Genomic DNA, 13,495 nt, shown 5'->3' with positions numbered 1-13,495 from the left:
TATTAAGCTCTACATTAAAAATGTTCATTTTTGCATTATCAAAACAGCTTTGGATTTATTAAATTAATACCTAAAATCATGTGATTAATAGATGAAATACAAAATGAAATCATTGGTAAAAAGCTTTTTAATTATAATTGCCGGTTTTTCCTCGTTCATTACATTGAATAGCTGTGTTGAATCTATTAGTGATTCTGAAAAAGCGTCAGCGGCAATCCCAACAATTGATATTTACAGTCCTTCTTCTAACGACTCTATTATGGTGGGTAAAACTCCAATCTATTTCCAGTCAGCCGATGGAAATGGTGGGCAAGGTTTATCGCACTTTGATTTATATATTAATAATAGTTATCAAGGTAAATTTTCTGTTGATAGCGATGGAAATAATCCGGCTTTGAATCTTCAACTCGATTCTACTTTACTAAATTCTCGAATTAGCTACTACGTTACTGTATATAATAAGACAGGTAAATTTAAGCAGAGTAAAATTCAAGAGAATATTTTTATCAAAGATAAAATTCCAAATGCGCCAACCAATTTATTTTTAGGAAGAATTAGCGATTTTGAAATTACAGTTCGGTGGAATGATAACAGTGGTAATGAAGAAGGGTTTGAACTGTGGCGTAAAGATGCAGGAAGTGCTGGCATAATTGATTATAGACGAATCCGAGTTCTTCCAATTAACACGATTACCTATAGAGATAATGGTGTTTCTCCATTCGTTGATTATTTTTATAAAGTTCGAGCTTTTAACAAATCGGGATATTCAGCATTTAGTAATGAACTCGGTTCTAATTCAATTCCGGGTGGCCCATGGGCTCTATCTGCTTATGCGATTGGCAGTAGTATGATTCATCTAAAGTGGGTTGATTTTGCCGTGAGTGAACTGGGTTTTCAGATTGAACGAAAGAATGCGTATGAACAAAATTATAAAGTAATTGCTTTAACCGCACCCAACACAGAAGAATACTTCGACAATGCAGTAGATGCCAGCGGAAGTTATACTTATCGTGTTGCATATTTTACCTCCACGTCAATTAGTAGTTATTCAAATGAAGTATCGGTATCAACATTTTATACTAATGTTTCAGCTCCCAGTGCATTGGCAGCATCATATTTGGCTTCACAAGGACTCATCTTAACTTGGAAGGATAACAGTAATAGTCTGGCAATTCAAACAAACATAGAGAGAAGGACAGGAATTTCGGGACCATTTACAGAAATTGGGACGGTTGAAAAGGGTATTATTACTTATACAGATAATAAAATAGTTAGAGGTACTGTTTATTATTATAGAATTAGGCAAAAAATAGATAAGAATGCTTATACCCCATATTCCGAAACTATTAAAGTTGATATTCCTTAAAGATTATTATGTCTGAAAAGTTTACAAAAAGTAAAAATCGGCCTGATCAACTTTCGAGATTATTTAGCGTTTTGATTGATAAAAATGGTAAAATAATCGCGCTCAATAATAGTTTTAAAAAATATTTCCCTTCAGCAAATCCTAATAATAATTTATTTGATCTGTTCGATAACGAATCATTTGAATCATTACAAAAACTATTTATTGAATCACGAAAAAATGAAATTGCTGTTGAGGAAAGAATTCGATTTAAGGAAGAGACTGGAAGCCAAACTTTTATAGTTAAAATAACCCCTCTTCGAAGCGAAAATAATATCTACTTCATTGTTCAATTTGATGATGAGACCAAATCGGCATTAACAAATGAGGTAACTTCTTTGTGGGTTTCTTCCGATATTGATGATGTAATAAAGAATCCCGGTTTTTTAAATATAATTAACAAGATTAAATCTTCTTATCCCTTCTCCTTTATTGAGAAAGCAAAAATTCAAAAAGATATAAATGCCATTGATGAATTCTTTTGGTTAAAAGAAACTTCCGGCAAAATTGTTATTGTTAATGAAAAATTTGCAAATTGGCTCGGTAATAAACCATCCCAGCTCGAGGGAAGAAGCGAGGAAGAACTCCTCCCAAAAGCTGTAAATAGTCTCGTAAAGAATAACGCCAATTATATTGATGAATCAAAAAATATTATAGTTGTTGAAAATATATCTAATCAACTATTTGGAATTGAAAAGGAAAATCTTTCCCTAATTCAATTCCCAATGCTAGATATCGATAACCAAACAATAGCAATTATTTCAGTAACTTCTGAAATACCTCGCAAGATCGATAATAAAACAGAATATAAATTTCTGCTTCCGCCAGTCAAGAACTTGCCTTTTGCAGCCGCAATCATAAGCATAGACAATAAAATTATTTCATTTAATAAGGTATTACTCCACCTATTTAAACTAAATGAAAAAATAGATCTTGTTGGTCAGGATATTTCAAAAGTGTTCGAAAAAGGAATTCTACAATTAGTTGAGCAACTTTCTGTAAGCGGCGAAAAAGAGATTGTTTCAAAATACAAGTTTACAGAGAAAATTAATTCTGAAGCAGATATCGTACTGAGCAAACTCCAGGATTTTAATGATAATTTATACGCAATTCAAATAACGCTTGTCCCATCTGCCGAAAGTAATTTTGAGACCGAATCTAAAGCCAAGTTATATGATGTCCTAAATGAAAGTATGCCGGCACCGATGTTTATCTATGATATCGAAAACCTGAAATTCCTTGAAGTTAATGAGGCTGCATTAAAATTTTATGGTTATAAGAAAAGTGATTTTCTTAATATGGATTTAACAGATTTATATGCCCCCGAAGATATCCAAACGTTAATTGAATCGGGCAGTTCCTCATTAGGTAATTATAGTGGTCCTTGGAAACATAAAACCAGCGATGGTAATTCGGTTTATGTTCAACTTAGCAGATTTGATGTTGAGTTTAATAATAAGAAAGCACATCTCAATATAATTGGTAATTTATCGGAACATGCCGAGGAGAGAAAGAAATTTCAAATTCTTGAAGCCGTGTATGAAAACTCAAGCGATCCGGTAGTGTTAACCGATAAAGATGGTTTTATTATTTCCATTAATGATGTGGTTACTAAAAAACTTGGTTATTCTAAAAAAGATTTGGAAAACGTTTCATTCATTACTTTGCTTGCTGATGACGATAGAGTAAATGTTAATCGTAATATATTTAACGCCGGATTATTCAAAACAACAACTATAGAAGTAGAATTAAAAAATTCTACAGGCAGTTTTAATAAAGCACAGATAGTCTCAACCCCAATTAAAAATGTGAATGGTGAGATTGAGTCATTTAACTTAATTCTTAAATTGCAGAATCTTCAGACAGAAGTGAAAGATGTTGCTCATACTCAGGAAAGTATTCTTGGTAAAGTTGATCCTCCATTTTTATCAAATGTTTTTCATGAAATACTCACTCCAATTAATGTTATTCTGGGATTTACTCAGGAAATAGAGGAGAGTATTGAGAATCCTAACGATGAACAAAAAGAAGCTCTAGAAATAATTAAGGAGAATCAGAAACTCCTTCTTCAAATTATGGATAATGCGGTTGAGTATTCAACACTACAGCAGAAAGTAATTAAATTCAGATCAGAGCAAATTAAGTTTGTTGATCTTCTCAACGAAATTAAAGAAAACGTTCGTAAAGCGGCCGAATCTAAAAAAATAGAATTTATAATTGGCAGAGTTTCATCTACTCTAACTATTGAAACCGACAAACAGAAATTTATTTCACTAATAAGCCTATTCCTAAAATTTGCGATTCAGATTACAAAGGAGGAGAGTATCACCCTCTCAGCCAATGCTGTTGATGATAAAAACTGGATAATCTCAGTTAAAGATTCTAAAGATAAAATTTCGCAATATTTATTAAAATCGCTGAACGAAGTATTTTTTGAAGATGAGTTAATGAGTCGCCGGAATTATGGCTTCTCCCGTTTCTCGGTTAAACTGGCAAAAAAATTATTAGAGTTACTTTCCGCGAAAAAAGAAATTATAAGCAAAGGTGATGATGAGATTGAATATGGTTTATTATTCCCTATAAAATTTATTGTGCCTGAAGATCAAGAAGTGACGATAGAAAATGTAAAAAAAGATAATATTAAAGCTCTCACAGAACAACCAAAAATAGTTATTGAGGAAGTTCCGAAAATTGCAATAACAGTTCCGAAAGCGGAATCTACAACTCTTGATATACCAAAATTATCCTGTTTGTACCTTGAGGATCAAGTGGATTCACAAATATTATTTAAATCTCAGATGAAGGATTTAAAATCTATCGAGTTTTCACCAAGTTTTGAAAATGCGCTTCCTCTCCTCAAAACTAAAAAATTTGATTTCATTGTTATGGATATTAATCTGCAAGGGGAGTATAATGGTCTTGATGCTCTTCGCATAATTCAAAAAATGCCAGGTTATAAAGATGTCCCTATTATCGCGTCAACGGCTTATGTTCAATCCGATGCTCGTGATAGTTTTGTTGCGGCAGGATTTACCGACTTTATTTCTAAACCACTTCTCCGAGCTAAAATTTTAGAAGTATTAAAAAAATTATTTTAGGTTTTCTCTTATTGAAAATATTTTCTCATCATCTAATGATTTATGATTGAAAAACCCAAATCGCATCTAACAGCAATCCTACAAGCATTATTAGTAACGTTTCTCTGGTCAACATCATTTATAATAATTAAACTTGGTCTCTCCGAAATTCCACCATTAACTTATGCCGGGATGCGTTACTTTATAGCGTTCTTAGCTTTTATTCCGTTTATACTAAAGCCGAAAAATATTGAACAGCTTAAACACTTGAATTCTGGACAAATCAAAAAACTTTTTTTACTTGGATTAATATTTTACGCTCTCACTCAAGGTACACAATTTATTGGCTTGTCGTTGCTTCCTTCTGTAACAGTAAGTTTAATGCTCAATTTTACACCAATTGTAGTTGCCATCCTTGGAATTATCTGGTTAAATGAAAAACCTACATTAATTCAATGGATTGGCACATTTACTTTCATTATTGGAATTGTAGTCTATTTTATTCCTCTCAATTCAATTGTAAGCCAAGGATTTGGAATATTGGTTATGATTGTTGGTGTTGCCTCAAATGCTCTTTCATCTATTTTAGGCCGTGATATAAACAGACAGAAAAATATTTCGCCAATACTAGTTACATTTATCAGCATGGGATTTGGCTCGGTAATACTTTTCTCTGCTGGAATAATAAAAGATGGGATTCCGGAAATTGGGATTATTACCTGGATTCTATTGTTGTGGCTTGCACTTGTTAACACTGCCTTTGCGTTCACATTGTGGAATAAAACGCTTCGATCACTTTCCGCGATGGAATCAAGCATAATTAATGGCACAATGCTAATTCAAATCGCGTTTCTCGCATGGATATTTTTGGGTGAATCAATTACGATCTATAAAGGAATTGGAATGGGAATAGCCGCAATTGGGGCATTGCTCGTTCAATTGAAATTAAATCCTCTCAAAAAATCATAATCTCCACTTCACAAAACCCTAAAACACTAAAAAAATAACTTGCTAATTTCAGTTACGAAAATTAAGTTATGCCATACAAATGTATGGTATTTATGCAATTGGGGGGACTTTGAATAAGATTGAGGGGAAGTAGCAGTAAAAATTCAGAAATGTGACTTACATGCCGGAGGTTTAAATGGCTAAAGAATTAACCGCAGTACAACAGAAAATATTGGATTACTTAATAGATTGCCGCACAAATAATGGTCTCCCCCCAACACTTGCCGATATTGCAAAACGGTTCGATTATAAAAACCGGGCCACTGTTCAGCAACATCTTCAGGCAATTGAGAAGAAGGGATACATTAAAAAGAATCCCAAACTTTCACGGGGAATTGAACTTACACTCGAAGATAAATTTTTTGTGCCCCGCCCAATACTTGGTGAAGTAGCCGCCGGTAATCCTCTTACTATTTATCCCGATGCGATTGATACGGTTGCACTTCCCACAATTGCTCATATGCCCAAGGATTCTTTTTTATTACGGGTTAAAGGGGATAGTTTAAAAGACGCGTACATTTTTAATGGTGATATTGTGATTGTTAACCCTAACCTGGACCCTCGAAATGGGCAGATTGTAGCGGCAATTCTTGATGATGCGGCGGTTGTTAAAAAATTCTATAAAAAAGAAAATAGTATAGAATTGCATTCTGAAAATCCTCAGTATGAGCCGATTATAATTCAAAAAAATTATCTTCGTTTTAAAATTGTTGGTGTTGTAGTTGGAGTTTATAGAAGCATGACAAAAGCGGTGTGAAGGAAAGCGGAGAGTAATGAGTGTTGAGTGTGTTTCGCGTCATTGGCGATTCAATGAATAACTACAAATGACTATTAATGACCTCAATGCTATTCCAAATCTGAAATGACAATCAATGAACTCTCAACTAAACTTGGTTAACAATGAAGCCAGAGTACAAATCATATTACAACTCGCCGATTGGGTTAATTGAAATTAACGGTACTGAAAATTCTATTACCCGATTAAATTTTGTGGATGAATCATTTAATACTTCATTCGAATCAACTCCATATCTTGAAATATGCGCTAAACAACTTGACCAATATTTCAAAGGAGAAAGAAAAGTTTTTGAGATAAAACTGGAACCGGAAGGAACAGATTTTCAGAAGAAAGTTTGGGATGAATTATTAAATGTGAATTATGGGGAAACTAAATCCTATTTGGAAATTGCTGAAGCGCTGGGAGATCCCAAAGTAATTAGAGCCGCTGCCTCTGCTAATGGACAAAACCCAATCGCGATTATTATTCCTTGTCATCGCATTATTGGCACAGATGGAAGTCTAACCGGATATGCGGGAGGATTGTGGCGTAAAAAATGGCTTCTCGATCATGAAATTAAATTTAGTGATGGCGAAAAACAGCTTGAGTTGGGATTGTGAAAATTTGATTATGAAAAGTCATTCATGGTAATTCGTGGTCATTGGTTGTTATTTGTAGTCATTTGTAGTTATTCATTGTAATTAATTGTTTTTAAATTGGAGGGGAAAATGAAGCTGGAAGAATTAAATGTTTATAATTTATCGATGGAATTGAGTGAAAAAATATGGCAGTTTATTATTAATTAGGATAAGTTTTCAAAAGATACTTTGGGAAAGCAATTAATACGTTCAACTGATTCAATTGCCGCAAATATTAGTGAAGGATTTGGTAGATTTCATTTCAATGAATCGAATCATTTTAATTATTATGCGCGCGGATCATTATATGAAACAAAAACTTGGCTAATTAAAGCTCATGATCGTAATTTAATTGAGAAAGATACATTTGAAAATTTAATGAATGATATTAATACTCTGAGAATAAAATTAAATAACTATATCAATTCAATCGGCAAGGCAGACAATAACCACAAATAACGGAATGGGATAGGAAAATCGTCATTCATTGTCATTGCACTTTGAGATAGCAATGAGGTCATTGGAGGAATGGAATAGAAATGTGGTCATTGATAGTCGTTACAACTAAATGACGCGCAGCAAATGACTACGAATGACACGAAGTAAATGACTGGGTGGGATAAGAATGTAGTTATTCATTGTCATTGCACTTTGAGATAGCAATGAGGTCATTGGAGGAATGGAATAGAAATGTGGTCATTGATAGTCATTACAACTAAATGACGCGCAGCAAATGACTACGAATGACACGAAGTAAATGACTACGAATGACACGAAGTAAATGACTACGAATGACACGAAGTAAATTACTATAAATAACGCCCAGCAAATAACCTCTAACCACAAATAGATCAATCATGATAATACAAAAAGAAATTACATTAAAAGCCAGACCAAGGGGATTTCATTTAATTACGAGTGAAATTCTATCGCAGATACTGGAACTCAAAAATATTTCGGTTGGTATTGCCCACATATTAATTAAGCATACATCGGCATCTTTAACAATTAATGAGAATGCGGACCCCTCAGTTCGTGATGATATGGAAACCTATTTTAATAGAGCCGTACCGGAATCCGACGCGAAGTATTACCAGCATACACTTGAAGGTACTGATGATATGACTTCTCATATTAAAGCATCAATTATGGGTTCTTCAGTTACTATTCCAATTACAAATGGAAGATTTAATTTAGGTACCTGGCAGGGTATTTATTTGTGTGAGCATCGTAATTACGGGGGAGCTAGAAAAATAGTTGTTACTATAATGGGAGAGTAAGTAAGAGTAATTTACATTTGATAATATCTAAATGATTAGGTAATGTTGAAAGTAATTTCTTGTTATTATTTCTTAGTTCATTAAACCAAAACTTCTAATGAGGTATCTCTCATGAAACAACACTCACTCAACTATTCAAGAAAGGGTATACTATTTTTATTTGTGTTTTCATTTTTAAGCATTTCCATAATTGCACAGGAGCAGAAGCCGGTTCAACCGGAGCAGAAAAAATCTAAAATTAAACCTTACTCCGAAGTCATTACAAAAGAAGCAAAGACAACCGATGGAGTTTTCAAAGTTCACAAAGTCGAAAGTAAATGGTATTACGAAATACCAAAGAATGAAATTGGAAAATTATTCTTATGGGTTTCTACAATTAAAAAAAATCAAACTAGATTGGGCTACGGTGGCATATCCCATTATAACCAAGTTGTACGCTGGGATAAAAGAGATGAGCAGATTCTTCTTCGTAAAATACAATACACTCTTGTGGCCGATGAGGAAAAATCAATTTACAATGCGGTGAGCGCTTCATCATTCCCTCCTATACTTTATTCATTTGATCTGCTTTCATATGGCCAAGACAGTTCATTAGTAATTGATGTTACCGATTTCTTTATCGCGGAAAAGAATGAATTTATTCCAAAGAAAAATTTTAAAGCAAAAAGACTAGATCCTAAAAGATCATTTATAGATAAGATAACAGCTTATTCCGAAAACATTGAAACCGATGCGGTATTAACTTTTGAAGTTGATGAAACACCGGGTGATGCAACTCTAAATACAATTTCAATTATGATGCATTACAGCATGGTACACTTGCCCGAAACGCCAATGATTGCAAGAGAATTTGATTCACGAGTTGGATTTTTTACAGTTTCCTTTGAAGATTATGGATCGGAAGTACACAAAGCCGAGATTAAAAGGTATATAACAAAGTGGCGTTTAGAGAAGAAAGATCCCGCATCTGAAGTCTCGGAAGTTGTAAAACCAATTTTATTTTATGTTGATAGAAGCGTGCCCGAAAAATTCAAATCTTATGTGAAGCAGGGAATTGAAGATTGGCAACCTGCATTTGAAAAAGCAGGATTTAAAAACGCGATTATCGCTAAATATGCTCCATCGGAAAGTGAAGACCCTAACTGGAACACTGAAGATGCTACTATTTCATCTGTTAGCTGGCTTGCTAGTACAATCGAAAATGCTTTCGGCCCCCATGTACACGATCCTAGAACAGGGGAAATTTTAGAAGCAGATATAAAAATTTATCATAACGTGATGAATCTTATAACTACATGGTATTTTTCTCAAGTGGCACCGCTAGATCCACGCGCTCAAAAACTCCCTCTGCCCGATGATTTAATGGGAGAACTTTTACGCTATGTGGTTGCTCATGAAGTGGGGCACTCACTTGGATTTCCTCATAATGGAAGAGCTAGTTCGGTATTCCCTGTTGATAGTTTAAGAAGTAAAACCTTTACCGAGAAATATGGAAATGAAGCTTCAATTATGGATTATGGCCGCTTTAATTATGTCGCTCAGCCGGGAGATGATGTGCGCCTTTATCCTAAAATTAGTGTCTACGACGATTTTGCCGTTGAATGGGGCTACAAACAATTTCCAGGTGTGAAATCTTCTGAAGATGAAAAACCTTTCTTAAATGAAATTGCCAGAAGACAGGATACTAATCCATTTTTAGAGTTTAGTAATTTTTCTAATTATGATCCATCAGCCCAAACAGAAGACATGGGAAGCGATGGAATTGAAGCTACTAAATTGGGTCTAAAAAATATTTATAGAATTATGGATTTTATAATTCCAGCCGCCGCTAATAAAGAAGGAAATGATTACAGCTTGCTCGATCTCTGCTATGATAGAGTTCTCGAACAGCGGGCTAGGGAACTTGGACACATAGCAATGATAATTGGTGGTGTTGAGAAAAAAGAAAAAAAGGTGGGGCAAACGGGACCAGTATTCACTCCGGTGAGTTATGAAAGACAAAAATCGGCAATGAAACTTTTGCACGAAGAAGGATTTAATTTTAATCCCGTTTTAATAAAAAGAGAATTGCTCGATTTGATCGAACCATCCGGCAATGTTGATCAGATAAATAATACAAGCATAAACTTGATGAAAAGTTTATTGAATGATGTGCGCGTTCAAAGAATGATTGATACTGAAACAAAAGCCGCAAAAGGAGAAAAGGTTTATCAGGTTAATGAAATGGTTACAGATTTAGTCGATGGAATTTTCTCTGAATTAAATCAAAGAAATTTTGTTATTGATCCTTATAGAAGAAAACTTCAAAGAAATATGGTTGAGGAGCTAAATCTAAAATTGAACCCCGAAAAACCGGTAGTTGCGGCACCGGTAAATCCTTTTGCACCTCCGGTTCCAAATGTAGGCATTACAGATTTACGGCCAATTGCCCGTGGTAAATTAGTTGAACTTAAGAAAAAGATAAATTCATCATTACCAAAAACGACCGATAAGGTAACTTTGTATCATCTGCAAGATTTGAATGCTATGATTGATAAAAGTTTAGAATCGAAAAAGTAATTTTGTTAGTCGATAGAATTCGCGAAATCTTATTCCAAAATTAAATAAACTACCTTTTTTATGAGTCTCATACAAAAAAGTATGAGACTCATTATTCACTTCATCTGTTAACTAATTGGATATAATTCATGAGAATTGACCGAATGCTGGGGATAGTTGTAGTTCTATTAAACCGAGATAGAATCAGCGCCAAAAGTTTATCGGAACGGTTTGAAGTTTCCGTCCGCACAATTTACCGCGATATAGAAGCGATAAATATGGCGGGTATTCCGATTGTTGCCTATGCCGGTAATAATGGCGGATTTGGCATTATGGAAAATTACCGGCTTGATAGGCAAGTCCTTACCTTGCAGGATATGACTTCAATTCTAACCGCGCTTAAAGGTGTGAGCGCTACTTTAGGAGATAATGATTTAGAAACAGTTACGGAAAAAATTTTGAGTATTGTTCCAAACGATAAAATGGAACAGCTTAAGCAAAGATTTGATGAACTATGTATCGATATTATGCCCTGGGGATTTAAACAAAGATCCAAAGAATATATTAAAGAAATTCAGCAGGCTATTTCGGAAAAAAGATTAATCAAATTTGATTACTGTAATTCAAAAAATGAAAGATGCTTCCGTTCTCTTGAACCGATGACTTTAGTTTACAAAGGATACGCCTGGTATCTCTTCGGTTATTGTTTATATAAAAATGATTACCGGATATTTAAGATAGTTAGAATGAGCAATCTCTTAATTACTAACGAAACATTTAAGAGGAAGGAAAAATCATATCAAGACTTTATGAAGGTAAATATTGACAAAAGTAAATTTGTAAATCTTGTGCTTCGTTATTCAAAAGAACTGCAGGCACAGGTAGAGGAATATTTTGATGACGCGCAAATTGAATATGAAAATGATGGAAGCATGATTGTGAAAATTGCTTTACCCGACGATAACTGGCTTCACTCGATAATTTTAGGATCGGGAGAACATGTTGAGGTGCTGGAACCGTCTCATATACGCGACGCGATTAAAGAAAAAGCGGAAAAAATTTTACACCATTACAAACATGACATAGTGCTGTCACACCCGTAAAATAAGTTTGTAGTGTCAATTAACAAACTTATGAGGTGTAAAATGGAAATGAAATTTTGTCATTCGTGTGGAATTATTTTAAACGGTGATTTCGCAAAAGAAGCCGCGCCTAATTATTGTCAGTATTGCGTTGATGAAAAGGGGAGTCTTAAAACGAAAGAGGAAATTCAAAGTGGCGTTGCCGAATGGCTGAAATCATTCGCTCCAAAAGAGGGAAACCCCGATTTCATGAAACGCGCCGAAAATTATATGAACGCCATGCCGGCGTGGACAAAGGATTAGGGGGTAAAAATGTCATTCAAATATGAAGTTACAACACAAAAAGCTCAGCCCGCTGCTTCAATCAGAACAAGAACTTCAGTTAGTAAATTACCAGAAGTAATTAAAGAGTCATATGAATCTATAGCAAAACACTTGCAGCAGATCGGAGCTGTTTGCAGTGGCGCTCCATTCGCGATTTACTACAATATGGATATTAACGACCTGGATGTGGAAATGGGTTTCCCGGTTTCTTCTTCAATTAAAGAAAAAGGAACAATAAAAAACAGCGCTATTCCCCTTGGAAAGGTTGTATGTTTTTCACATGTGGGTCCCTATTCGGAACTTGAGAAAACTTATGGACATGCCATGAATTGGATGAAGGAAAATAATTTTGAGGGAAATGGAATGGTGTGTGAGATTTATCCAAATGATCCGGCAGTTACTCCTCCCGATGAATTGATTACTGAAATTAAATTTTATTTGAAAAATTAATTAGTAGCGTCATCTTAAATTAGAATAAAAGATGGCGCTTTATTTTTAATTACAGGAGAAAACATGTCAGCAAGTTATTTTGACGATAAGCTTCGGAAACCAACTAATGATGACCTCGTAAAAGTTCTTGGCGCGAAGTATAAATTTTGGGAAGATATTAAAAAGCACATCAGTGAAAATTACGGTACCGCAGAGGAAGAGTGGAAATACTATAATCAAAAATCGGGCTGGCTTCTCAAACTACTTTTAAAGAAGAGAAATTTATTTTTTATGATACCGCATGATAAATATTTCAATATCTCCTTTATCTTCGGGGATAAAGCGGTTTCGGTAATTGAAAAGAGCAATCTCTCCGGAGAAATAATTTCGGAAATAGTTAACGCAAGAAAATATATGGAGGGGAGAGGGCTAAGCGTTTCTGTAAAATCGAAAAAGGATCTTCAGAATATTATTAAACTGCTCGATATAAAAGTACAAAATTGATGAGGAAGAATATGAATTCTGAATTAGCGCAAAAATTAATTGATATGGAGAAATCGGCACTCGACCGGTGGAACAATGGCGATCCATCAGGCTTTCTGGAAATCAGCGCCGATGATGTAACTTATTTTGATTCGGCTACATTGCAAAGAGTGGATGGTATTGAAAATCTTACTAAACTTTATGAGGAAAGACGCGGTACAGTAAAGGTTGATAAAGATGAGATGATCAATCCGCTTGTAAATTCAACGAGTGAAATGGCGGTTCTCTCATTTAATTTAATTTCCCATATCGGCGATAAACAAACTAAATGGAACTGCTCGGAAGTTTACCGGCTGCAGCAAAACGGGCAATGGAAAATTGTTCAGACACACTGGTCGCTTACAAATTTACGGACTAATTAACAGCTTTTAATCGAGCTGAAAAATTCTTAGT

Annotated in this window: 13 protein-coding genes; all 13 read left to right on the top strand. The window is 34.5% G+C overall.

Annotated elements, in window-relative coordinates; translation table 11 throughout:
• Nucleotides 1-91 precede the first annotated feature (91 nt).
• The 13 genes from KF816_10340 (at nucleotide 92) to KF816_10280 (ending at nucleotide 13,464) form a co-directional block, all read left to right on the top strand.
• Nucleotides 92-1,366 (top strand): fibronectin type III domain-containing protein, encoded by a 1,275-nt coding sequence (locus KF816_10340; protein ID MBX3008413.1) that lies wholly within the window; start codon nucleotides 92-94, stop codon nucleotides 1,364-1,366.
• Between the two features lie 8 nt (nucleotides 1,367-1,374).
• Nucleotides 1,375-4,503, top strand: a complete 3,129-nt coding sequence (locus tag KF816_10335) for a PAS domain-containing protein (GenBank protein ID MBX3008412.1) — start codon at nucleotides 1,375-1,377, stop codon at nucleotides 4,501-4,503.
• Nucleotides 4,504-4,545: 42 nt separating this feature from the next.
• Nucleotides 4,546-5,451: a DMT family transporter gene (locus KF816_10330; GenBank protein MBX3008411.1), complete on the top strand. Its 906-nt coding sequence runs from the start codon at nucleotides 4,546-4,548 to the stop codon at nucleotides 5,449-5,451.
• 175 nt (nucleotides 5,452-5,626) lie between these two features.
• Nucleotides 5,627-6,247: a transcriptional repressor LexA gene (gene lexA / locus KF816_10325; GenBank protein ID MBX3008410.1), complete on the top strand. Its 621-nt coding sequence runs from the start codon at nucleotides 5,627-5,629 to the stop codon at nucleotides 6,245-6,247.
• Nucleotides 6,248-6,390: 143 nt separating this feature from the next.
• Nucleotides 6,391-6,888 carry a methylated-DNA--[protein]-cysteine S-methyltransferase gene (locus KF816_10320; protein MBX3008409.1) on the top strand — a complete coding sequence of 166 codons (498 nt, stop codon included), beginning with the start codon at nucleotides 6,391-6,393 and terminating at the stop codon, nucleotides 6,886-6,888.
• Nucleotides 6,889-7,095: 207 nt separating this feature from the next.
• Nucleotides 7,096-7,365 carry a four helix bundle protein gene (locus KF816_10315; GenBank protein ID MBX3008408.1) on the top strand — a complete coding sequence of 90 codons (270 nt, stop codon included), beginning with the start codon at nucleotides 7,096-7,098 and terminating at the stop codon, nucleotides 7,363-7,365.
• A gap of 398 nt (nucleotides 7,366-7,763) precedes the next feature.
• On the top strand, nucleotides 7,764-8,186 hold the full coding sequence (locus KF816_10310) for a secondary thiamine-phosphate synthase enzyme YjbQ (GenBank protein ID MBX3008407.1): 423 nt from the start codon (nucleotides 7,764-7,766) through the stop codon (nucleotides 8,184-8,186).
• 111 nt (nucleotides 8,187-8,297) lie between these two features.
• Nucleotides 8,298-10,745: a zinc-dependent metalloprotease gene (locus KF816_10305; protein ID MBX3008406.1), complete on the top strand. Its 2,448-nt coding sequence runs from the start codon at nucleotides 8,298-8,300 to the stop codon at nucleotides 10,743-10,745.
• 128 nt (nucleotides 10,746-10,873) lie between these two features.
• Nucleotides 10,874-11,827: a YafY family transcriptional regulator gene (locus tag KF816_10300; protein MBX3008405.1), complete on the top strand. Its 954-nt coding sequence runs from the start codon at nucleotides 10,874-10,876 to the stop codon at nucleotides 11,825-11,827.
• 42 nt (nucleotides 11,828-11,869) lie between these two features.
• Nucleotides 11,870-12,109 (top strand): hypothetical protein, encoded by a 240-nt coding sequence (locus KF816_10295; protein MBX3008404.1) that lies wholly within the window; start codon nucleotides 11,870-11,872, stop codon nucleotides 12,107-12,109.
• A 9-nt stretch (nucleotides 12,110-12,118) separates the two neighbouring features.
• Complete coding sequence (locus KF816_10290; GenBank protein MBX3008403.1) at nucleotides 12,119-12,580, top strand: GyrI-like domain-containing protein; 462 nt, start codon at nucleotides 12,119-12,121, stop codon at nucleotides 12,578-12,580.
• 63 nt (nucleotides 12,581-12,643) lie between these two features.
• Nucleotides 12,644-13,063, top strand: coding sequence for a DUF3788 family protein (locus KF816_10285; GenBank protein ID MBX3008402.1), 420 nt, complete (start codon nucleotides 12,644-12,646; stop codon nucleotides 13,061-13,063).
• Between the two features lie 11 nt (nucleotides 13,064-13,074).
• On the top strand, nucleotides 13,075-13,464 hold the full coding sequence (locus KF816_10280) for a hypothetical protein (protein ID MBX3008401.1): 390 nt from the start codon (nucleotides 13,075-13,077) through the stop codon (nucleotides 13,462-13,464).
• Nucleotides 13,465-13,495: the final 31 nt, after the last annotated feature.

Source organism: Melioribacteraceae bacterium, assembly GCA_019638015.1.
Lineage (GTDB): Bacteria > Bacteroidota > Ignavibacteria > Ignavibacteriales > Melioribacteraceae > JAHBUP01.
This window is presented reverse-complemented; position numbering and strand designations above follow the sequence as displayed.